Source organism: Serratia sp. CY33525 (assembly GCF_052169115.1).
In the GTDB taxonomy this organism is placed as follows: domain Bacteria; phylum Pseudomonadota; class Gammaproteobacteria; order Enterobacterales; family Enterobacteriaceae; genus Serratia; species Serratia sarumanii.
This window is the reverse complement of record NZ_JBJNLK010000001.1, coordinates 829,889-850,609: the sequence shown is the minus strand read 5'-3', so window position 1 is coordinate 850,609 and position 20,721 is coordinate 829,889. Positions and strand designations below refer to the sequence as shown.

The window sequence follows — 20,721 nt, the reverse complement described above, 5'->3', positions numbered from 1 at the left end:
CAAATCAGACCAGTGGCTGAAGTATAGGTCTGACCTGTGAAAATGTTGCAAGTTTGTTTTTGAAATATTTCCAACCTGATATCAAAAAAGAGATCTGCTTAACAAAACGCCAGCGGTAAATAACAAAATTCTTACCATTCCTTAGCAGGCGCTCATTTTTATTTGTGATTTCCATCACTTAAAACACCCATTAAAAGTAAGTGCTAGTGATTGCCGGCGTGGAAGCGTAAAATACCTGCAGAATTTTGTAGCTTTGTGCCGGTGAGTAAAACGGCAATTTGGGCTGATAACCGAGGCCTTTGAGGAGAACCAATCATGTCAGATGCAATTAATAAATGCAGCGCCCAGGAAACCGCCGCGTGTTGCTGTGTGGATGTCGGCACCGTGATGGATAACACCGATTGCACCGCGTCCTACAGCCAGGTGTTCAGCAATCAACAAGATGCGGAGGCGATGCTGGCCGCCCTGAGCGAAAAGGCACGCGCGGTCGAATCCGACCCTTGTGACATCAGCAGTAGCATTAAACCGGTTGACGGCGGCGTGCAGTTGGAGGCCGATTTTACCTTCGCCTGTCAGGCGGAAACCCTGATCTTCCAGCTCGGCCTGCGTTAATCCCCGTTTTACCCCGGCGCCGCGTGCTGCGTGCCGGGGATTGCCTTTCCCCACACCGCCCCCGATAGAAAGTGCGCCTGCTCGCAGTTTTGATCTCTGCCGGTTTGCCAAATGTAACCGTTTGGTTAACAATGACCTCATCAGGTCAGACCTCTTTCTGCCCATTGCGCTGACGTTATTTTCTTCAGGAGCATTTATGAGTAAGGCACTGCCGTTGGTGACCCGTCATGGTGACCGCATTGCGATTGTGAATGGACTGCGTACCCCCTTTGCCAAACAGGCGACTGCCTATCACGGCATTCCGGCGGTGGATTTAGGGAAAACGGCGGTGAGCGAGCTGTTGGCGCGCAGCGGTATCGATCCGCAGCTTATCGAACAGCTGGTGTTCGGCCAGGTGGTGCAAATGCCCGAGGCGCCGAACATCGCGCGTGAAATCGTGCTGGGCACCGGCATGAGCGTCCATACCGACGCCTACAGCGTGTCGCGCGCCTGTGCCACCAGCTTCCAGGCGATCGCCAACGTGGCGGAGAGCATCATGGCCGGCAGCATCAGCGTTGGCATCGCCGGCGGGGCGGACTCTTCTTCCGTTTTGCCGATCGGCGTCAGCAAGGCGCTGGCACGCACGCTGGTGGACGTCAACAAGGCGCGTACGCTGTCGCAGCGTCTCAAACTGTTCAGCCGGCTGAAATTCCGCGATCTGATGCCGGTGCCACCGGCGGTGGCGGAGTATTCCACCGGGCTGCGCATGGGCGATACCGCCGAGCAGATGGCGAAGAGCCACGGCATCACCCGCGAGGCGCAGGATGCGCTGGCGCACCGTTCCCACGAGCTGGCGGCCAAGGCCTGGCAGCAGGGGTGGCTGCGCGACGAGGTGATGACCGCCTACGTGCCGCCTTACCGCGCGCAGCTTTCTGAAGACAATAACATCCGCAAAGACTCCAGCCTGGCGTCCTACGCCAAGCTGAAACCGGCGTTCGATCGCAAGCACGGCAGCGTCACCGCGGCCAACAGCACACCGTTGACTGACGGCGCGGCGGCGGTGTTGATGATGAGCGAGTCGCGCGCCAAAGAGCTGGGGCTGCAGCCGCTGGGCTATTTGCGCAGCTTCGCCTTCGCCGCCATCGACGTGTGGGAAGACATGCTGCTGGGGCCTTCCTACGCCACGCCGCTGGCGCTGGATCGCGCCGGTATCGGCCTGGCCGATCTGACGCTCATCGACATGCATGAAGCCTTCGCCGCGCAAACGCTGGCTAACCTGAAGATGTTCGCCAGCGAAGAGTTCGCCCGCGAGAAGCTTGGCCGCAGCCAGGCGATCGGCGAGGTGGACATGGACAAATTCAACGTCTTGGGCGGTTCCATCGCCTATGGCCACCCGTTCGCCGCCACCGGCGCGCGCATGATCACCCAGACGCTGCATGAGCTGAAACGCCGCGGCGGCGGGCTGGGCCTGACCACCGCCTGCGCCGCCGGCGGGTTAGGGGCCGCGATGATCGTGGAGGTGGAATGATGAGCTTCGAAAACGCATTGCATGAACAGCGCGCCAAACCGTCGGCCTTTCAGCTGACGATTCGCCCCGACAACATCGGCGTGCTCACCATCGACGTGCCGGGCGACAAGGTGAACACGCTCAAGGCCGAGTTCGTCGAACAGGTCAACGACGTGCTGATCCGGGCGCAGCAGCATAGCGCGCTGGAAGGGCTGGTGATCGTTTCCGGCAAGCCGGACTCGTTTATCGCCGGCGCCGACATCACTATGATTGCCGCCTGCACCAGCGCCAAAGAGGCGGAAACGCTGGCCAGGAAAGGGCAGAGCACGCTGGCGCAGATCGCCGCGTTCCCGGTGCCGGTAGTGGCGGCCATTCACGGCGCCTGCCTGGGCGGCGGCCTGGAGCTGGCGCTGGCCTGCCACGGCCGCGTCTGTTCGCTGGATGATAAAACCGCGCTCGGGCTGCCGGAAGTGCAGCTGGGCCTGCTGCCGGGCTCCGGCGGCACGCAGCGCCTGCCGCGCCTGGTCGGCGCCGCCAAGGCGCTGGACATGATCCTGACCGGCAAGCACATTCGCGCCCGCCAGGCGCTGCGCATGGGGTTGGTGGACGACGCCGTGCCGCAGTCGATTCTGTTGCAGACCGCCATCGAGCGGGTGAAGCAGGGCTGGAAGCATCAGCGCGAGCTGCCGTGGCAGGATCGCCTGCTCAACGGCCCGCTGGGCAGAAGTCTGCTGTTCAGCATCGTGCGCAAGAAAACGTTGGCGAAAACCCACGGCAACTACCCGGCGGCGGAGCGCATCATTCAGGTGGTGCGCACCGGGCTGGATCACGGCAGCGCCAGCGGCTATGAGGCCGAAGCGCGCGCCTTTGGCGAGCTGGCGATGACGCCGCAGTCGGCGGCGCTTCGCAGCCTGTTCTTCGCTTCCACCGCGCTGAAAAAGGAGCGGGGCGGCAATGCCCAGCCGCACGCCCTGCATCGCGTCGGCATTCTCGGCGGCGGCCTGATGGGCGGCGGCATCGCCTGCGTCACCGCCACCCGCGGCGGATTGCCGGTTCGCATCAAAGACATCAATGAAACCGGTATCAACCATGCGCTGAAATACAGCTGGGACGTGCTCGGCAAGCGGGTGCGCCGCAGGCGCATGCGCCCGGCGGAACGGCAAAAGCAGATGATGCTGATCTCCGGCTCTACCGATTACACCGGCTTTGAACAGGTGGATATCGTGGTCGAGGCGGTGTTCGAAGATCTGGCGCTGAAGCAGCAGATGGTGGCCGAGGTAGAAGCCAACTGCGCGCCGCATACCGTGTTCGCCTCCAATACTTCTTCGCTGCCTATCGGCCGCATCGCCGAAAAGGCCCAGCGGCCGCAGCAGGTGATCGGCCTGCACTACTTCAGCCCGGTGGACAAGATGCCGCTGGTGGAAGTGATCCCGCACGCCGGCACCAGCGAAGAGACCATCGCCACCACCGTGGCGCTGGCGCACAAGCAGGGCAAAACCGCCATCGTGGTGGGCGACAGCGCCGGTTTTTATGTCAACCGCATCCTGGCACCGTACATCAACGAAGCGGCGCGCTGCCTGCTGGAAGGCGAGCCGATTGAGTCGCTGGACAAGGCGCTGGTGGACTTCGGTTTCCCGGTCGGCCCGATCACCCTGCTGGATGAAGTGGGCATCGACGTCGGCACCAAGATCATTCCCGTGCTGGTCGAGGCGCTGGGGCCGCGCTTCGCCGCGCCTGCCGCGTTCGATGCGGTGCTGAAAGACGGGCGCAAAGGGCGCAAGAACGGCCGCGGCTTCTATCTCTACCCGAGCGAAGGGCAGCAGCGGCAGCGGCGCAAACGTGCGGATACCTCATTGTATACGCTGCTCGGCGTCACGCCGAAGGCGCACATGCTGCCGGCGACCGTCGCTCAACGCTGCGTGATGATGATGCTGAACGAAGCGGCGCGCTGCCTGGACGAAGGCGTGATCCGCAGCGCGCGCGACGGCGACATCGGCGCGGTGTTCGGCATCGGCTTCCCGCCGTTCCTCGGCGGCCCGTTCCGCTATATGGACGAGCTCGGCGCCGAGAAAGTGGTGAAGACGCTGGACTACCTGCGTCAGCAGCACGGCGAGCATTTCGCCCCGTGCGAACGCCTGCAGCGCATGGCGCAGCAGGGCGAGCGCTTTTACCCGCTGGGGAGCTGAACGCAGGGCGGCCCGATTTGCACTATAGTTGCAACAGGGTCGCGTTGTGATCGCCATCACTCCTTGCGACAGCGTCAGCCGGTGAGGCTGTACAGCGAGGCTGCGGCAGCGGTAAGTTAGCTTGACCGCCATCAATAAATTTCATGGCGGAAAGGTTAAAATTTAACCCGTTGAATTGATTGTTCTGTGAGCAATCGAGGTTTGCCCGGGGAGGATTGCTGTAAAAAACAGCGTTTTCTTTAGGCAAACTTTCAGGCAAAATGCCCGGCCGCCATAAAGAGACGGCGCGTTATCGTTTTAAAGCTTTGGCTTTGGGTTGTAAAACTCGGCGGTACAGCACGCACGGCGTTTCTGTATAGCGTTACTTTGTCAACAACAGCGGTGCAATATGCAAGTTTTGATTATGCGTCACGGAGAGGCGGCGCTCGAGGCAGCCAGCGATGCGGTAAGGCCCCTTACCCTGTGCGGCCGCGACGAGTCCCGTCAGATGGCGGCCTGGTTGAACACCAAGTCTGTGGATATTGAACGCGTGCTGGTCAGCCCCTATCTGCGGGCCGAACAGACGCTGGCGACGGTGCGTGAAGCCTTGACGCTACCGGAGGGCGAAGAAGTGTTGCCCGAGCTGACGCCGGGCGGCAACGCTGAACAGGTCGGCAGCTATCTGCAGGCGCTGGCGATGCAAGGGGTGAGCTCGGTGCTGATCGTGTCGCACCTGCCGCTGGTGGGCTATCTGGTGGCCGAACTGTGCCCGGGCGAGTGCCCGCCGATGTTCGCGACCTCGGCGATTGCCAACGTCGATCTGCCGGCGGACGGCAGCTACGGCAAGTTTGAATGGCAGGTCAGCCCGTCGCAGGTGATGGCCAAAGTGTGAACCGCGGATGCGGTGCGGAATAAACTCAGGGCGATGTCTGACATCGCCCTGAGTCGTTTCTGCGGCGGGGGCTACTCGGCCAGCTCCACCAACAGCAGGATGGCGGCGTTGCCGCCCCATTCCTTCGGCGCCTGATGAAACGCCAGCACGTCGGGATGCTGCGCCAGCCACAGCGGCGTTTGCTGTTTGAGAATGTGCTTGCCGTGCCCGTGCATCACGCAGGCGCAGTGCACGTGTTCGCGTTTGCAGGCGGCGATCAGCGCCCCCAGTTCCTGCTTGGCCTGCAGCTGGGTCAGGCCGTGCAAATCGAGAAACAGCTCCGGCGAGTAATCGCCGCGTCGCAGCTTCTTCAGCTCATACGGGCTGCTGCCGGGGCGCACGTAGCGCGTCGGGCCTTCTTCTTCCAGCTGCGGCTGGTATTCATCTGAAAAATAATAGCTGGCATCGACCTGCTCCTGCAGCAGCCGCTGCGGGGCAATCTGTTTGACCTTGGGTTTCGGCGGGCGGTGGACGATGGTGTCCTGGCGCAGCTTTTTCGCGCCCGCCACCGACTCTCTGAAGAGCTGTTGTTCGTCTTGGCTCAGAGGGGGCTTGTTCTTCATGCTTCATTCACCGGAAATCGTTTATTTCGCTAGTTTACCTTGTGAATGAGCGCTGTCGACGCAAAACTCGGGCCAGAGTGAAAAGCGCGAGGGGCAAGCGTGATTTGTCGCGGGCTTCATGGCAAACTATGCGGCTAAATCATGAAACACAGCGCCTGCCGGAGGGCAAATTGGACAAAATTTTCGTCGACGAAGCAGTGAACGAACTGCACACCATTCAAGATATGCTGCGCTGGACGGTAAGCCGCTTCAACGCCGCCAATATCTATTATGGTCACGGAACCGATAATCCGTGGGACGAAGCGGTGCAATTGGTGCTGCCAAGCCTGTTCCTGCCGTTGGACATTCCGGAGGACATGCACACCGCCCGTCTGACCTCCAGCGAGCGCCATCGCATCGTTGAGCGTGTGATCCGCCGCGTCAACGAGCGCATCCCGGTCGCCTACCTGACCAACAAGGCCTGGTTCTGCGGCATGGAATTCTACGTCGACGAGCGCGTGCTGGTGCCGCGTTCGCCGATCGGCGAGCTGATCAACGATCGCTTCAGCGCGCTGATCCCGCACCCGCCACGCCATATCCTCGACATGTGCACCGGCAGCGGCTGTATCGCCATCGCCTGCGGCTACGCTTTCCCGGAAGCGGAAGTGGACGCGGTGGACATCTCCAGCGAGGTGCTGGCGGTGACCGAGCGCAACATTCAGGCGCACGGCGTCGAACACCAGGTGATCCCGATCCGTTCCGATCTGTTCCGCGATGTTCCCGCGATCCAGTACGATCTGATCGTCACCAACCCGCCGTACGTCGATGCGGAAGACATGTCCGATCTGCCGCAGGAGTTCCGCTTTGAGCCGGAGCTGGGCCTGGCGGCGGGCAGCGACGGCCTGAAGCTGGTGCGCCGCATCCTGGCCTGCGCGCCGGACTACCTGACCGACGACGGCGTGCTGATTTGTGAAGTGGGCAACAGCATGGTACACCTGATGGAACAATATCCGGATATTCCGTTCACCTGGCTGGAGTTCGAAAACGGCGGTGACGGCGTGTTCATGCTGACCAAGCAGCAACTGGTGGATTGCAAGGAACACTTCAGCCTCTATCGCAGCTAAGCCGCATTTTCAAGGCCCGCACGGCGGGCCTCATAACGATAAAAGACTAACGGTAAGGAGCCGTGATGGCAGGAAACAGTATTGGGCAGATTTTCCGCGTCACCACCTTCGGTGAATCTCACGGGGTGGCGCTGGGTTGTATTGTCGACGGCGTGCCGCCCGGCATCCCGCTCACCGAAGCCGATTTGCAACACGATCTGGATCGCCGTCGTCCGGGCACCTCGCGTTACACCACCCAGCGTCGCGAACCGGATCAGGTGCGCATTCTCTCCGGCGTATTCGAAGGCGTGACCACCGGCACCAGCATCGGCTTGATCATTGAGAACACCGATCAGCGTTCGCAAGACTACAGCGCCATCAAAGACGTGTTCCGCCCGGGGCATGCCGACTACACCTACGAACAGAAATACGGCCTGCGCGATTACCGCGGCGGCGGCCGCTCTTCGGCGCGTGAAACCGCCATGCGCGTTGCGGCGGGCGCTATCGCCAAGAAATACCTGCAGCAGAAGTTCGGCGTGCAGGTGCGCGGCTATCTGGCGCAGATCGGTGACGTGACCTGCGAGCTGAAAGATTGGAATCAGGTTGAGCAGAATCCGTTCTTCTGCCCGGATCCGGACAAGCTGGAAGCGCTGGACGAACTGATGCGCGCGCTGAAAAAAGAGGGCGACTCCATCGGCGCCAAGGTCAGCGTGATTGCTGAAAATGTGCCGGTTGGCCTGGGCGAGCCGGTGTTTGACCGCCTCGACGCCGATCTGGCGCACGCGCTGATGAGCATCAACGCGGTGAAAGGCGTGGAGATCGGCGACGGGTTTGCCGTGGTGACCAAGCGCGGCAGCGAAAACCGCGATGAAATCACCCCGGAAGGTTTCCAGAGCAACCATGCCGGCGGCATTCTCGGCGGCATCAGCAGCGGCCAACCGGTGATCGCGCATCTGGCGCTGAAGCCGACCTCCAGCATCATGGTGCCGGGCCGCACCATCAATCGCCAGGGCGAAGCGGTGGAAATGGTCACCCGCGGCCGCCACGATCCGTGCGTGGGTATCCGAGCCGTGCCGATCGCCGAAGCGATGATGGCGATCGTGCTGATGGATCACCTGCTGCGCCAGCGTGCGCAAAACGGTGATGTGGTTTCCGACGTGCCGCGCTGGTAATCGCCATGAAAAACTGGATGTTGGGCCTGGTGGCCCTGACGGCCTCCGCCTCCGCCATGGCGCTGACGCCGTGGCAGAAAATCGATCATCCGGTGGCCGGCGCGCCGCAGGCGGTGGGCGGTTTCGCCAACGGCTGCGTCATCGGCGCCCAGCCGTTGCCGCTGAACTCACCGAACTACCAGGTGATGCGTACCGACCAGCGCCGTTATTTCGGCCACCCGGATCTGTTGGCGTTCATTCAGCGCCTCAGCAGCCAGGCGAATCAGAAAGCGCTGGGCACGGTGCTGATCGGCGATATGGCGATGCCGGCCGGCGGGCGCTTCAGCAGCGGCCACGCCAGCCACCAGTCGGGGCTCGACGTCGACATCTGGCTGCAGCTGCCGCGCCAACGCTGGAGCGCGCAGCAATTGCTGAAGCCGCAGCCTATCGATCTGGTGTCAAGTGACGGCAAGCAGGTAGTGGCGCGCCAATGGCAGCCGCAGATTGAGTCGCTGATCAAGCTGGCGGCGCAGGATGCGGACGTGACGCGCATCTTCGTCAATCCGGCCATCAAACAGCGTCTGTGTCTGGACGCCGGCGCCGATCGCGCCTGGTTGCACAAGGTGCGGCCGTGGTTCGGTCACCGCGCGCACATGCACGTGCGCCTGCGTTGCCCGGCGAGCAGCCTTGAATGTAAAGAGCAGGATACGCCGCCGCCGGGCGACGGCTGCGGCGCCGAACTGGCGAGCTGGTTCGTGCCGCATCAACCGAACGCCAAACCGGGTAAACCGGTGCCGCCGCCGTTACCGCCGACCTGTCAGGCATTGCTGGATCACCATTTCTCAGCGGAATAACACATGGACTGGTTTGTCATCGGCCCCGAGATGCTCGGGGTGTTGTTTGCGGTAGCGCTGCTGGCGGGGTTTATCGACTCCATCGCCGGCGGCGGCGGGCTGCTGACGGTGCCGGCCCTGCTGGCGGTGGGGGTTCCCCCGGCCCAGGCGTTGGCGACCAACAAACTGCAGTCGGTCGGCGGTTCCTTCTCCGCCAGCCTGTACTTTATTCGTCGGCGGGCGGTGAACCTCAACGACCAGAAGCTGACGATCTTTCTGACGCTGATCGGTTCGATCGCCGGCGCCATTCTGGTGCAGCATATGCGCGCCGATTTGCTGCGGCAGATGTTGCCGCTGCTGGTGATCGGCATCGGCCTCTACTTCCTGCTGATGCCGCGGCTGGGTGAGGAAGATCGTCAACGCCGTCTCGGCGCCTTGCCGTTCGGGCTGGTGGCCGGCGGCTGCGTCGGGTTTTACGACGGCTTCTTCGGCCCCGGCGCCGGATCGTTTTACGCGCTGGCCTATGTGACGCTGTGCGGTTTCAACCTTGCCAAGTCCACGGCGCACGCCAAGGTGCTTAACTTCACCTCCAACGTCGGCGGGTTGGCGCTGTTCATCATCGGCGGCAAGGTGGTGTGGAGCATCGGTCTGGTGATGCTGGTGGGGCAGGTGCTGGGGGCGCGTTTGGGCGCCCACATGGTGCTGACCCGCGGGCAGAAGCTGATTCGGCCGATGATCGTGATCGTCTCGCTGGTGATGAGCCTCAAGCTGCTGTACGACAATCACGGCGCGGAAATTCAGCAGTGGTTGAGAGCCCTGGTGCACGGTTAAAGATGGAGAGAGGGTGCTGCTTACGCGCCCTGTCTTATCGAGTATAATGGCCTCTTTATTTTTGTGGTTATAGAGTTTTTATGTCAGACACACAGACCCGCCATCACTATGAGCAACTGATCGAGATCTTCAATCAATGCTTCAGCGATGACTACAACACCCGCCTGGTGAAGGGCGACGACGAGCCGATCTACCTGCCGGCCGACGACGAACTGCCGTATCACCGCATCGTATTCGCCCACGGCTTCTACGCCAGCGGCCTGCACGAAATCTCGCACTGGTGCATCGCCGGCGAAGCGCGCCGCCAGCTGGTGGACTTCGGTTACTGGTATTGCCCGGACGGGCGCGACGCGCAAACCCAGAGTGAATTCGAAGCGGTAGAGATCAAACCGCAGGCGCTGGAGTGGATGTTCTGCGTGGCGGCCGGTTTCCCGTTTAACGTCAGCTGCGACAACCTGAACGGCGACTGCGAGCCGGATCGCATCGCGTTCCAGCGCAAGGTGCGCGACCGGGTATTGGCGCTGCTGGAGCAGGGAATACCCACACGGCCTGCGCGCTTTATTCAGGCGTTGCAATCGTTCTACAATACGCCACCGTTGGCGGCCGAGCATTTTCCGTATCCGGAAGATCTCAACTGACGCCACAGCCCGTTATTTAATGAGGAAATTTGATGATCGCAGAATTCGAAGCGCGCATTTTGGCGCTGATTGATGACATGGTAGAGCACGCCAGCGATGATGAACTGTTTGCCGGTGGCTACCTGCGCGGTCATCTGACGCTGGCGGTGGCCGAAGCGGAAGAGCAGGGCGAGCACACTGCCGAAGCGCTGAAAGCGCGGGTGGAAGAGAGCCTGCACAAAGCGATCGCCGCCGGGGAACTCTCGCCGCCGGATCAGATCCTGGTGCGCGGCATGTGGGAAAGCCTTTATCAGGCCGCTACCCCTGCCGCCTGACCGCCATGCCGGGGCGCGCCGCCGCGCCCCTCGTTCATGAATTAAACCGCACGTCCTTTCAGCAGCTTCCGCACCCACATCCGATTTGGATTCAACGCCGCCAGCAGGCGCGCATCGCCCGGCAGCGGTTCGCCGAACAGCTGTGCCGCCAGAATTTCCGCCGCCAGCGGCGCCGAGCACAGCCCGCGCGATCCCAACCCGCCGATAGCGAACAGGCCGGGATAAACCGGCGCATCGGCGACGGTTTCGCCGCGCTGGTTTCGCCGCTGCAAATCCTGATACTGCGTCACCGTGGCCTGATAGTCCGGCAGCGCGCCGACCATCGGCAGATGATCGCGGGTGGCGCTGCGCACGCCGCAGCGCGCCTGATGAGCGCTGACGTCCACCTGCTGCGGCCAGGCCTGCTCCGGCAGGCAGCGCAGCAGGCGCTCGCGGTTCTCTTGTTGCTCCTGCTCGCGGTAGTCGGTGGCGGTGTCGCCGCGCTGGTAGCTGGCGCCGATGCAGTGCTGGCCGTTGTTGGCGTTGACCGGCGTCAGGTAGCCGTCGTAGCACAACACCTGCTTCAGTTGACCGAGGGCCGGCGAGGTTGGGATGTGCGACACCTGCCCGCGCACCGCATACAGCGGCAGGGCTTGCGTCGGCGCCAGCTCGGCCAACCGGTGGCCGTTGGCCAGGATCACCGTCGCATGGCGGCGGCTTTCGCCGTGGGCGAAATCGATGCGCCAGCCGTTTTCTTCCTGCGTCAGCCTCTGTGCATCGTGCCGGTATTGGCAGACCAGGCCCTGACGCTGCGCCAGCGCGATAGCGCCGCGCGTCAGCTCGGCCGGGCAGAGCCAGCCGCCTAGCGGGTAGGTGATGCCGCCAAAGCCGGTATCGACGCCGCACAGTTCGCTGAGCGTCTCGCGGTCGGCTGCCGCCGCCAGCGCTGGCGGCCAGTCTGTTTTCAGCATATTGGCGATCTTGGCGCCGCTCTTTTCGTCGTAGGCCAGCTGGCTGACGCCGCACCACTGGTGATCAAAGGCGACGCCTTGTTGCAACAGGGCGTCGTATTGGCGGCGGGCGAAAGGAAACGCGGCGCTGAAGAAACTCTCCAGCGCGTCGCCGCTGCCGTTCAGCAGGGGGTAAATCGCCCCCTGACGATTGCCGGATGCGCCCTCGGCCGGCTGCTCGTCGGCGCAGTACAGCGTGACGGTGGCGCCGCGCCGCAATAGGGCCAACGCGGTGAGCGCGCTGGCGACGCCGCCGCCGATCAGAGCGATGTCGGCGGTGTTGTCCGCCGCCGGACGCCGATACCAGGGCGCCGGGTGGGGCGTGGGCTGCGCATCGGCCGGCAGACAACCGGCGAGCATCTCACGCTTTTGGCCGAAGCCTTTGCAACGGTTGACCTGAAAACCGGCCTGCTGCAAGCCGCGGCGCACGAAGCCGGCGGCGGTAAAGGTGGCGAAGCTGCCTTCCGGCCGGGCGAAACGCGCCATGGCGGCGAACAGTTGCTCGGTCCACATGTCGGGATTTTTGGCCGGTGCGAAGCCGTCGAGGAACCAGGCGTCGACCTGGTTATTCATGCTGGCGTCGAACTGCGGCAGCAGTTCGTTAACGTCGCCGAACCACAGATCGAGCGTAATGCGGCCTTCGGCCAACAGCAGGCGATGGCAGCCCGGCAGCGGCAGCGGCCATTGGGCGCGCAGCTCATCGGCATAGGGAGCCAGCTCCGGCCAGCGCGCATGCGCCGCCGCCAGATCGGCCTGCTGCAGGGGGAATTTCTCGAAGCTGATAAAGTGCAGGCGTTGCAGCGCGGCGTCCGGCTCGGCCTGGCGGAAGCCCGCGAAGGCCTGCCACAGCGTAAGGAAATTGAGCCCGGTGCCGAAGCCGGTTTCCGCCACCACCAGCAGCGGGCACGGGTGAGTGGCGAAACGCTGCGGCAGCCGGTTGCCGTGCAGAAAGACATAGCGGGTTTCTTCCAGCCCATCCTGATTGGAAAAATAGACGTCATCAAACTGTTTCGAAACAGGTGTACCCTGTTCGTTCCAGGTTAGCGTTGCGGTTTGGATGGGGGCGTGGTTCACGGTCAATAGCTCGAAATTCAAGGGATGCCGCGAATTCTAACGGCGCTGGCGCCCTGGCGCAAACTGGACAACAATAAAGCTGAAAAACGCTGATCGGACTTGTTCGGCTTACATCTGTACGCTAAAGTGCGATGCAAAATCCCGTAGGTAAATAGTGGAAGAGGTATTGAATGAAACGTGCAGTGATTACTGGCCTGGGAGTTGTCTCCAGCATTGGTAATAACCAGCAGGAGGTCCTGGCGAGCCTGCAGGAAGGACGTTCTGGGATCACTTTCTCCCAGGAACTGAAAGATTCCGGCATGCGTAGTCACGTATGGGGGCAAGTTAAGCTCGACACGACCGGCCTGATCGACCGCAAGGCGGTGCGTTTCATGAGCGATGCTTCCATCTATGCTTTCCTGGCGATGCAAGAAGCGATCGCTTCTTCCGGCCTGAAGGAAGAAGAGTATCAAAACAACCCGCGCGTGGGCCTGATCGCCGGTTCCGGCGGCGGTTCTCCGCGCTTCCAGGTGTTCGGCGCCGATGCGATGCGCAGCCCGCGCGGCCTGAAAGCGGTTGGCCCGTACGTGGTCACCAAAGCCATGGCTTCCGGCGTATCCGCCTGCCTGGCGACGCCGTTCAAAATCCACGGCGTGAACTACTCCATCAGCTCCGCTTGCGCGACCTCCGCACACTGCATCGGTAACGCGGTTGAGCAAATCCAGCTGGGCAAACAGGACATCGTGTTCGCCGGCGGCGGCGAAGAGCTGTGCTGGGAAATGGCCTGCGAGTTCGACGCGATGGGCGCGCTGTCCACCAAGTACAACGACACGCCGGAAAAAGCCTCCCGTACTTACGACGCCGATCGTGACGGTTTCGTCATCGCCGGCGGCGGCGGTATGGTGGTGGTTGAAGAACTGGAACACGCGCTGGCGCGCGGTGCGCACATCTACGCGGAAATCGTTGGCTACGGCGCAACGTCTGACGGCGCCGACATGGTAGCGCCATCGGGCGAAGGCGCGGTGCGCTGCATGAAGATGGCGATGCAGGATCTGGATGCGCCGATCGACTACATCAACGTGCACGGCACCTCCACGCCGGTGGGCGACGTGAAAGAGCTGGGCGCGATTCGCGAAGTGTTCGGCGACAATACCCCGGCTATCTCCTCCACCAAGGCGATGACCGGTCACTCGCTGGGCGCCGCAGGCGTGCAGGAAGCGATCTACAGCCTGCTGATGCTGGAGCACGGCTTTATCGCGCCGAGCATCAACATCGAAACCCTGGATGAGCAGGCGGCCGGCATGAACATCGTGACTCAGCCGACTCAGCGCGAGCTGACCACCGTGATGTCCAACAGCTTCGGCTTCGGCGGCACCAACGCCACCCTGGTGATGCGCAAACTGGCGAAATAATCCCGCCTGAGTCTCACCTCGCTATCAAGCCCGCGTTTTCGCGGGCTTTTTACTGGCCGAAGCCCGCCGGCCGGGCGTTCGGAGTTTTCCCAAATCACATCCCCTGACACATCATTACCTCGCCATTACACGCGTTGGGCATACAATAGCCGGGTAGCGTGATTATCGCTCGGCGTAGTTTTCCAAAGTGATCGAACATTGAGGCACGAAGTATGAAAAAGTTAATTGCGGTTGGGTTACTGTCGGCCGTGTTGGCCGGATGCGCCACCGATTCTCCCTGCGTGCCGGTCTACGATGACCAGGGGCGCCTGGTGCACACCAATACCTGCATGAAGGGCACCACTCAGGATAACTGGGAAACCGCGGGTGCGATCGCCGGCGGCGCGGCGGCGGTTGCCGGCCTGACTCTCGGCATCATCGCGCTGACCAAGTGATCGGCGCGGCGCCTGCGGGCGCATGCAACCAGCCCGGCCATCGCGCGCCGGGCTTTTTTATTTCACTGCACCAAAAACGCCTTGAACTGCGGCGTCATCACGGCGCTGAAACCGTCGTCGGTTTTGCTGATCAGGTAGACCGCCAGCCCTTTCTCTTCGGCAAGTTTCAACGCCTTCTCCGTGCCCAGCACCATCAGGCCGGTATCCCAGCCGTCGGCCTCGAGCGCGGTGGGGGCGATCACCGTGGCGGAAACCAGGCGGTGGTTGATCGGCCTGCCGGTGGTCGGATCGATGACATGGGAGTAGCGCTGGCCGTTTTGTTCGAAGTAGTTGCGGTAGCTGCCGGCGGTGCTGATGCCGTAACCGTGCAGATCCACCAGCGCCTGCACCGCATTTTCACGGTCGGTCGGCTTTTGGATTGCCACCCGCCAGGGTTTGCCCTGGCCGTTGACGCCGCGTGAAGAGACCGCGCCGCCGACCGATACCAGGTAGTTGGTAATGCCGTTGCGGTTCATCAGGCGCACCAGTTCATCGGCGCCGTAGCCTTCGCCCAGCGTCGAGAGATCGACATACATATCCGGCAGATCTTTTTGCAGCCACTCCCCGCGATTGTCGCTGATCAGCTTCAGGTGCTGCAGGCCGGTGAGCTGCTTCGCCGCGTCGATCTGCGCCTGTTCCGGCACTTTGACCGGGTGCTTGTCGGGGCCGAACCCCCACAGGTTCACCAGTGGGCCGACGGTGATGTCCATGGCGCCGCCGGTATCGCGGCCGATGCGCTGGGCCATCAGCACGATGTCTGCCATGCCGCGCGGGATCGGCTGCGGTTCGAGGCCGGCGCTGCGGTTAAACCGCGACAGCACCGATCCGGCGCGGTAGGTGGAGATATCGTCGTTGGCCCGTTCGAGCACCGCGTCGATCTGCCGCTGCAGTTCTTGCTTGCCGATCGCGACGTCACCGCTGACTTTAACGCTGTAGAAAGTGCCCATGGTCTTGCCGTCGATATCGATTTGCGGGCGGGAGGTGGCATCGTCGCAGGCGGCGAGCAGGGCGCATAAGGCGCTGAGCAACGCCCCTTTGGCGAACAGGGAAGCCATAACATGTCCTTTGAAAACGAGAAAGCCGCTACAAATAAAGTAAAGCGCGGCAAATGGAAAGCGGATAAAGGTAAAATAGCATTTTGCTGGCGTAGATGCCGCGCCTGAGCTAACGTCTCGCTCATGCTTTTCGCTGAGGTTTCAAGCTGCCACCATGAGTTCAACCGCCATTTCCCGGCTTATCCACCCCTTTGTCAAAGACCGTTTCCTGCACGTGCTGTTGCTGGCCGGCGCAGCGATGTTCGCCTTTGATCCGCAGCCGCTGGCGGCGCTGGGCGGGTTCATCGACGGCCGCACCCTCATTACTCTGCTGGGGCTGATGCTGCTGACCAAAGGCGTCGAGGTCAGCGGCTACTTCGACTTCGTTGGCCGCAAGATTATCAACCGGTTGCACAGCGAACGGCGGCTGGCACTGTTCCTGGTGTTTTCCGCCGCGCTGCTGTCGTCGTTTCTGACCAACGACGTGGCGCTGTTTATCGTCATTCCGCTCACCATCACGCTGAAAAAGCTGTCGGCGCTGCCGGTTGGCCGTTTGATCATCTTTCAGGCGCTGGCGGTGAACGCCGGTTCGCTGCTGACGCCGATCGGCAACCCGCAAAATATCCTGCTGTGGAGCCGCTCCGGCCTTTCTTTCCTCGGCTTCATCGGCCAGATGGCGCCGTTTGGCGCCGCGATGATGCTGAGCCTGCTGGCGTTGACCTGGTTCAGCTTCCCGGCGCGCGACATCGTGAAAACACCGAATACCGAGGGCTACCCCTATCAACGGCCGCTGTTGCTGAGCTGCGTGGGGCTGTATGCGATCTTCCTGCTGTGCCTCGATATCGGCCTGCCGCTGTATGGGCTGCTGGCGGTGTTCGCCGGCTTTTTGTTGCTGGCGCGCCGGGTGCTGTTGCAGATCGACTGGAGCCTGATTTTCGTGTTCGCCGCCATGTTTATCGATGTTGGCCTGTTTACCCGCCTGCCGCCGCTTCAGCCGGCGTTTGCCGCCATCGCCGGGCTGAGCGACGGTGGGGTGTATGCGTTGGGCATTGGGCTGTCGCAGATCGTCAGCAACGTGCCGGCCACCATTTTGCTGCTCAACTATGCGCCCTCCAGCACGCAACTGGCCTATGCGGTCAATGCCGGCGGCTTCGGGTTGGCGATCGGATCGCTCGCCAACCTGATTGCGCTGCGCATGGCGGGGGAGCGCAAGATCTGGTTGCGCTTCCACTATTACTCGCTGCCGCTGCTGGCGTGGGCCGCGCTGGTCGGCTGGCTATTGAGCTAACTCTGATTACCGCTCTGCCGGGCGGCCAGCAGGCAAATGCTGCGGGTCACCTGGTAGGATTTCACGAAGGCGCTGACGGGTAAAAACTCGAAGCGCGAGTGGAAGTTATGCGCGCCGGTGAAGTAATTGGGCGTCAGGATGCCGCGGCTCGAGAGCGCCGCGCCGTCGGTGCCGCCGCGCATCGGGATCACCTTCGGCGGGATGCCGTGGGCGGCAAGGGCGCCGAAGATCAGATCGATGGCGCGCCGATCTTCGCCGATGGCGTTGCTGATGTTGCTGTAGATGTCGCTGATGCTGCAGCTGACGTTGGCGCGCGGATAGCCGGCCGCCACCTGACGAACCGTCTCCTCAAGGCGGGCTTTGCGCGCCTCGAACGCCGCGCTATCGAAGTCGCGAATCGACACCTTCAGCGTCGCCTGATTGGCATTGGCGGCCAGATCGGTGAACCAGAAATAGCCCTCGCGCCCGTCGGTGTGTTCCGGGGTATCCTGCACGTCGAAGCGGTTGATGATGTCGTTGGCGATGCGTATCGGGTTGATTAACACGTTTTTCGCCGACATCGGGTGCGCGGTCACCCCCTCGATGCGGATTTCCGCCGCCGCCGCGTTGAAATTCTCGTAAACCACTTCACCCAGTTCGCAGCAGTCGATGGTGTAGGCGAAATCGACGGGGAAACGCTGCAGATCCAGCGCCTTGGCGCCGCGCAGGCCGATCTCTTCATCCGGCACGAACGCCACCACGATATCGCCGTGGCGATCGGCGGCGGCCAGGTTGGCCAGCAGCGTCATCACCACGGTGACCGCCGCCTTGTTGTCGGCACCCAGCACGCTGGTGCCGTCGCTGAACAGGATCTCTTCGTTGCGGTAGGGCAGGATCTCCGGGTGTTCGGCGACCCGCAGCCAGATGTCTTGCTCGGCGTTCAGGCATACATCTTCGCCGGTGAAGCGCAGGCGCTGCGGGCGAATTTCGGGCGACAGGCCGACGTCCACGGTGTCGATATGGGTGATGAAGCCGATGCGCGGCGCGCCGGGCTGGGTGCCGGGCTTGCGGGCGGTGACGGTGGCGTGCTCGTCTATCTGCACGTCGGCCAGGCCGAGCCGACGCAGCTCTTCCGCCAGCAGCTGCGCCATTTCATGCTGCCCCGGCGTGCTGGGCAGGGCGGTTGCGGCGGCGTTGCTCTGGCTGGTGACCGCCAGGTAGCGGAAGAAACGTTCGGTAAGCTGTTCGGCAATCGGGCTGGTCATCGGAACTCCTCGCGGTTGGCAATCTACCGGTTTTAAAACGAAATCAGCCGTTTGTCCAACGGTGCAATGCGTAAACCGCCAGAATGCGAAGCATCGCGCAGAAACGAAAAATAGCGGTGCAACTAGGAAATAGTCGCAGGTTTCTGCGGCAAAATCGGTGTTAGCTGTGGGCCGGGAAGCGCCTACATAACACTTATCTGTCCCTCAAGGAGAATTCATGCACACCGGTCACGCTCTGCTTATCACCTTACTGTCCCTGGGCATCTCTCACAGCGCCTGGGCCTCTGCCGATGCCGGCCATGCCAACAGCAACGCCAACAGCCGCGAAGTGGCCAGCGCGTTGGGTGGCCTGAAAAATAAAACCTATGAACTGGAGCAGGCGCCGAAGATCCGCGTCGCCAGCTTCAATATCGCCGCCGGCAAGGTCAGCGACATGACCGCCATCGCCAAGGCAATTCGCGCGATGAACGTCGACGTGGTGGCGCTGCAAGAGGTGGATAAACTCACCGCCCGCAGCGGCCGGGTCGATCAGGCGGCGGAGCTGGCGAAGCTGACCGGCATGCAGGCGGTGTTTGGCCGGGCGATCGATCACGACGGCGGCGAATATGGCCTGGCGTTTCTCTCGAAGTATCCGCTGCACGATGCCGTGATCTATCCGCTGCCGTCCGGCCAGCGCGAACAGCGCATCGCCTTCAGCGCCAAGGTTGACGTGCCGGAGTTCCCGGCGCCGATCACGCTGTTCAACGCCCACCTCGATACCAAGGAAGATCCGACGATGCGCCTGGATCAGGTGCGGGAGCTGAACGATCGCGCCATCGAAGTACGCGGTATCAAGCTGCTGTTCGGCGATATGAACGATGTGCCGGGCAGCGTGACCTGGCTGGAGCTGAGCCGCTATTGGAACGACATCATGCCTGACGGGCAGGACGGCCGCAGTTGGCCGGCGGAAAACGCCGAGATCAAGGTGGATTACATCTTCACCGGTAACGCGCAGCGCTGGCATCTGGACAGCCTGACGGTGCCGAACGCCAGCGGCGACTGGAACGGCGTGCATTGGCCGGCGGTGAGCGACCACCTGCCGCTGGTGGCGGAGATGCGCCTGACCGAGCAATAAACGGGGGGCATTCCATTGGGGCCGCGCTAAGCCACGGCGATCCGTGCCAGCCGCTCGACGGCGGTGCGGATCTCGCCCGGCGTCAGGGCCGAAAAGCCCAGCAGCCAGCCGTCGCGCTGCGCCTGCGCCGTCTGGTATTGCGCCTTCAGCCCGGGCGTGAGGATGCCGAGCCGCCGCGCCTGTCGGCTGAGCGCCGCCTCCTGGCCGGGCGGCAGCCAGACGCTGAGCTGCAGGCCGCCGGTGGCGGGAGCGGGCGTGGCGAAGTGGCCGAGTTTTTCGCGTACTTCCGCCAGCAACACATCGCGCCGGCTGCGGTAGAGCTGGCGCATGTAGCGGATATGCGCGGCGAAGTGCCCCTGGTGGATGAATTCGGCGGTGACCGCCTGCATCAGCTGCGCGCTGTGGCCGTCATACACCGTACGCGCGGTGACGAACGCTTCAACCAGCGCGGGCGGGGCGATCAGATACGCCAACCGCAGTGAAGGGAACAGCGACTTGGAGAAGGTGCCGAGGTACAGCACCCGGCCACGGCGATCCAGGCCCTGCATCGCCGGTATCGGCAGGCCGTCGTAATGAAACTCGCTGTCGTAATCGTCCTCGATGATCCAGGCCTGTTGCCGCTCTGCCAGCGCCAGCAACGCCAATCGGCGCGCCAGGCTGAGCGCGGCGCCGGTAGGGTATTGGTGCGAGGGGGTCAGATAAATCAAACGTGGGTCCGGCAAGGAGGATTCAGCACGCAGGCCGTCGCCGTCCACCGCGACCGGCGTCAGGGCGGCGCCGGCGCTGATAAAGGCGTTTCTTGCCCCGGTGTAACCCGGCTCTTCCATCCAGACGCTGTCGCCGCTGTCCAGCAGCAACGTGGCGATCAGCTGCAGCGCCTGCTGCGAACTGGTCAGCACGATGATCTGCCGCGCATCGCAGACCACGCCGCGCGTTTGGTTGACGTGGGCGGCAATCGCCTCACGCAGCGGTAAATAGCCCTGCGGGTCGCCGTAGCGCAGCAGGCTTTCTCCCTGTAGCCGCAGGCGCTGTGCGGTCAGCTGCTTCCACAAGGCCAGCGGAAACGCGCGCAGGTCCGGTGAACCGGCGGCGAACGCCTGTGGCTGCTGCGGATCGCGGCAGCCGCCGGTTTGCACGATCTGTTGGCCGCGCTGCGAAAGGCGCGGCATGCCGGAGCCGGCTGCCGGCGGCGGCGATTTGGCGATGGTAATCGCCACAAAGGTGCCCTGGCCGACGCGGCGCTGCAGATATCCCTCCGTCTCCAACTGACCGTAGGCCGCTTCGACGGTCACTCGCGAGAGGCCCAGATCGCTGGCCAGCACCCGGCTGGAAGGCAGGCGTTGCCCAACGTTCAATGCCTCTTGATGGATGGCCTGCCGCAGTGCGCCGCACAGGCGATCGCGCAGCGTGCCGGCGGTGTGGGGCGATTGCTGAAACAGCGTGACCAGCGAGTGCCGCATAATTGGCCTTATGGTTTATGGGAAATTGGTATCAATCATAAGACCAAA

19 protein-coding genes are annotated in these 20,721 nt (G+C 62.7%); 14 read left to right on the top strand and 5 right to left on the bottom strand.

Features of this window, described 5'->3' with window-relative positions:
• Positions 1-315: 315 nt before the first annotated feature.
• From ACJ8IM_RS04020 to sixA, 4 genes are all read left to right on the top strand, one after another.
• On the top strand, positions 316-612 hold the full coding sequence (locus ACJ8IM_RS04020; protein WP_072145088.1) for a YfcZ/YiiS family protein: 297 nt from the start codon (positions 316-318) through the stop codon (positions 610-612).
• Positions 613-808: 196 nt separating this feature from the next.
• Entirely contained in the window at positions 809-2,119 is a 1,311-nt protein-coding gene (gene fadI, locus ACJ8IM_RS04015; RefSeq protein ID WP_033653729.1) for an acetyl-CoA C-acyltransferase FadI, read from the top strand.
• On the top strand, positions 2,119-4,284 hold the full coding sequence (gene fadJ / locus ACJ8IM_RS04010) for a fatty acid oxidation complex subunit alpha FadJ (RefSeq protein WP_033653821.1): 2,166 nt from the start codon (positions 2,119-2,121) through the stop codon (positions 4,282-4,284). Before fadI ends, fadJ begins: the two co-directional genes overlap by 1 nt.
• 388 nt (positions 4,285-4,672) lie before the next feature.
• Entirely contained in the window at positions 4,673-5,155 is a 483-nt protein-coding gene (gene sixA, locus ACJ8IM_RS04005) for a phosphohistidine phosphatase SixA (RefSeq protein WP_004936230.1), read from the top strand.
• A gap of 71 nt (positions 5,156-5,226) precedes the next feature.
• On the opposite strand, the gene smrB is transcribed toward sixA, so the two are convergent.
• Positions 5,227-5,757, bottom strand: a complete 531-nt coding sequence (smrB, locus tag ACJ8IM_RS04000) for an endonuclease SmrB (protein WP_033635388.1) — start codon at positions 5,755-5,757, stop codon at positions 5,227-5,229.
• A 170-nt stretch (positions 5,758-5,927) separates the two neighbouring features.
• On the opposite strand from smrB, the gene prmB reads away from it, so the two are divergent.
• From prmB to ACJ8IM_RS03970, 6 genes are all read left to right on the top strand, one after another.
• A complete protein-coding gene (prmB, locus tag ACJ8IM_RS03995; protein ID WP_028127753.1) occupies positions 5,928-6,860 on the top strand; it encodes a 50S ribosomal protein L3 N(5)-glutamine methyltransferase in 933 nt (310 codons plus the stop codon).
• A 65-nt stretch (positions 6,861-6,925) separates the two neighbouring features.
• The gene (aroC, locus tag ACJ8IM_RS03990) at positions 6,926-8,011 is read left to right on the top strand and encodes a chorismate synthase (protein ID WP_033653730.1); all 1,086 of its coding nucleotides are present in this window, start codon (positions 6,926-6,928) and stop codon (positions 8,009-8,011) included.
• Positions 8,012-8,016: 5 nt separating this feature from the next.
• Positions 8,017-8,844, top strand: coding sequence for a penicillin-insensitive murein endopeptidase (gene mepA, locus ACJ8IM_RS03985; protein WP_033653732.1), 828 nt, complete (start codon positions 8,017-8,019; stop codon positions 8,842-8,844).
• A 3-nt stretch (positions 8,845-8,847) separates the two neighbouring features.
• Positions 8,848-9,654: a sulfite exporter TauE/SafE family protein gene (locus tag ACJ8IM_RS03980; RefSeq protein ID WP_033653733.1), complete on the top strand. Its 807-nt coding sequence runs from the start codon at positions 8,848-8,850 to the stop codon at positions 9,652-9,654.
• Positions 9,655-9,734: 80 nt separating this feature from the next.
• Positions 9,735-10,292: an elongation factor P hydroxylase gene (locus ACJ8IM_RS03975; RefSeq protein ID WP_033653734.1), complete on the top strand. Its 558-nt coding sequence runs from the start codon at positions 9,735-9,737 to the stop codon at positions 10,290-10,292.
• 32 nt (positions 10,293-10,324) lie between these two features.
• Positions 10,325-10,606 (top strand): YfcL family protein, encoded by a 282-nt coding sequence (locus ACJ8IM_RS03970; RefSeq protein WP_033653735.1) that lies wholly within the window; start codon positions 10,325-10,327, stop codon positions 10,604-10,606.
• Positions 10,607-10,647: 41 nt separating this feature from the next.
• Here ACJ8IM_RS03970 and mnmC read toward each other — a convergent pair whose 3' ends face one another.
• Positions 10,648-12,669 (bottom strand): bifunctional tRNA (5-methylaminomethyl-2-thiouridine)(34)-methyltransferase MnmD/FAD-dependent 5-carboxymethylaminomethyl-2-thiouridine(34) oxidoreductase MnmC, encoded by a 2,022-nt coding sequence (gene mnmC, locus ACJ8IM_RS03965; RefSeq protein ID WP_033653822.1) that lies wholly within the window; start codon positions 12,667-12,669, stop codon positions 10,648-10,650.
• A 170-nt stretch (positions 12,670-12,839) separates the two neighbouring features.
• Here mnmC and fabB point away from each other — a divergent pair, with 170 nt between their 5' ends.
• Both fabB and ACJ8IM_RS03955 read left to right on the top strand, forming a co-directional pair.
• Positions 12,840-14,060: a beta-ketoacyl-ACP synthase I gene (gene fabB / locus ACJ8IM_RS03960; RefSeq protein ID WP_016926857.1), complete on the top strand. Its 1,221-nt coding sequence runs from the start codon at positions 12,840-12,842 to the stop codon at positions 14,058-14,060.
• 212 nt (positions 14,061-14,272) lie between these two features.
• Positions 14,273-14,494: a hypothetical protein gene (locus tag ACJ8IM_RS03955; RefSeq protein WP_004936201.1), complete on the top strand. Its 222-nt coding sequence runs from the start codon at positions 14,273-14,275 to the stop codon at positions 14,492-14,494.
• Positions 14,495-14,556: 62 nt separating this feature from the next.
• On the opposite strand, the gene apbE is transcribed toward ACJ8IM_RS03955, so the two are convergent.
• A complete protein-coding gene (gene apbE, locus ACJ8IM_RS03950) occupies positions 14,557-15,588 on the bottom strand; it encodes an FAD:protein FMN transferase ApbE (RefSeq protein ID WP_033653736.1) in 1,032 nt (343 codons plus the stop codon).
• A 154-nt stretch (positions 15,589-15,742) separates the two neighbouring features.
• Between apbE and ACJ8IM_RS03945 the strand changes: the two genes are divergently transcribed.
• Positions 15,743-16,855, top strand: a complete 1,113-nt coding sequence (locus tag ACJ8IM_RS03945; RefSeq protein WP_033653737.1) for an SLC13 family permease — start codon at positions 15,743-15,745, stop codon at positions 16,853-16,855.
• Here ACJ8IM_RS03945 and pepT read toward each other — a convergent pair.
• Complete coding sequence (pepT, locus tag ACJ8IM_RS03940; RefSeq protein ID WP_033653738.1) at positions 16,852-18,099, bottom strand: peptidase T; 1,248 nt, start codon at positions 18,097-18,099, stop codon at positions 16,852-16,854. The genes ACJ8IM_RS03945 and pepT overlap by 4 nt on opposite strands.
• A 217-nt stretch (positions 18,100-18,316) precedes the next feature.
• Here pepT and ACJ8IM_RS03935 point away from each other — a divergent pair, with 217 nt between their 5' ends.
• Entirely contained in the window at positions 18,317-19,213 is an 897-nt protein-coding gene (locus ACJ8IM_RS03935; protein WP_033653739.1) for an endonuclease/exonuclease/phosphatase family protein, read from the top strand.
• A 26-nt stretch (positions 19,214-19,239) separates the two neighbouring features.
• Here the strand turns inward: ACJ8IM_RS03935 and pdxR are convergent, their stop codons facing one another.
• On the bottom strand, positions 19,240-20,673 hold the full coding sequence (gene pdxR, locus ACJ8IM_RS03930) for a MocR-like pyridoxine biosynthesis transcription factor PdxR (protein ID WP_033653740.1): 1,434 nt from the start codon (positions 20,671-20,673) through the stop codon (positions 19,240-19,242).
• Positions 20,674-20,721: the final 48 nt, after the last annotated feature.

What these genes read in the sequence shown, in the direction of transcription:
- fadI (WP_033653729.1), top strand. Translation starts at nt 809, where the DNA reads ATGAGTAAGGCACTGCCGTTGGTGACCCGTCATGGTGACCGCATTGCG.
- ACJ8IM_RS03970 (WP_033653735.1), top strand. Translation starts at nt 10,325, where the DNA reads ATGATCGCAGAATTCGAAGCGCGCATTTTGGCGCTGATTGATGACATG.
- ACJ8IM_RS03945 (WP_033653737.1), top strand. Translation starts at nt 15,743, where the DNA reads ATGAGTTCAACCGCCATTTCCCGGCTTATCCACCCCTTTGTCAAAGAC.
- pepT (WP_033653738.1), bottom strand. Translation starts at nt 18,099, where the DNA reads ATGACCAGCCCGATTGCCGAACAGCTTACCGAACGTTTCTTCCGCTAC.
- sixA (WP_004936230.1), top strand. Translation starts at nt 4,673, where the DNA reads ATGCAAGTTTTGATTATGCGTCACGGAGAGGCGGCGCTCGAGGCAGCC.
- ACJ8IM_RS03975 (WP_033653734.1), top strand. Translation starts at nt 9,735, where the DNA reads ATGTCAGACACACAGACCCGCCATCACTATGAGCAACTGATCGAGATC.
- ACJ8IM_RS04020 (WP_072145088.1), top strand. Translation starts at nt 316, where the DNA reads ATGTCAGATGCAATTAATAAATGCAGCGCCCAGGAAACCGCCGCGTGT.
- apbE (WP_033653736.1), bottom strand. Translation starts at nt 15,588, where the DNA reads ATGGCTTCCCTGTTCGCCAAAGGGGCGTTGCTCAGCGCCTTATGCGCC.
- ACJ8IM_RS03980 (WP_033653733.1), top strand. Translation starts at nt 8,848, where the DNA reads ATGGACTGGTTTGTCATCGGCCCCGAGATGCTCGGGGTGTTGTTTGCG.
- fadJ (WP_033653821.1), top strand. Translation starts at nt 2,119, where the DNA reads ATGAGCTTCGAAAACGCATTGCATGAACAGCGCGCCAAACCGTCGGCC.
- fabB (WP_016926857.1), top strand. Translation starts at nt 12,840, where the DNA reads ATGAAACGTGCAGTGATTACTGGCCTGGGAGTTGTCTCCAGCATTGGT.
- ACJ8IM_RS03935 (WP_033653739.1), top strand. Translation starts at nt 18,317, where the DNA reads ATGCACACCGGTCACGCTCTGCTTATCACCTTACTGTCCCTGGGCATC.
- smrB (WP_033635388.1), bottom strand. Translation starts at nt 5,757, where the DNA reads ATGAAGAACAAGCCCCCTCTGAGCCAAGACGAACAACAGCTCTTCAGA.
- ACJ8IM_RS03955 (WP_004936201.1), top strand. Translation starts at nt 14,273, where the DNA reads ATGAAAAAGTTAATTGCGGTTGGGTTACTGTCGGCCGTGTTGGCCGGA.
- mepA (WP_033653732.1), top strand. Translation starts at nt 8,017, where the DNA reads ATGAAAAACTGGATGTTGGGCCTGGTGGCCCTGACGGCCTCCGCCTCC.
- pdxR (WP_033653740.1), bottom strand. Translation starts at nt 20,673, where the DNA reads ATGCGGCACTCGCTGGTCACGCTGTTTCAGCAATCGCCCCACACCGCC.
- aroC (WP_033653730.1), top strand. Translation starts at nt 6,926, where the DNA reads ATGGCAGGAAACAGTATTGGGCAGATTTTCCGCGTCACCACCTTCGGT.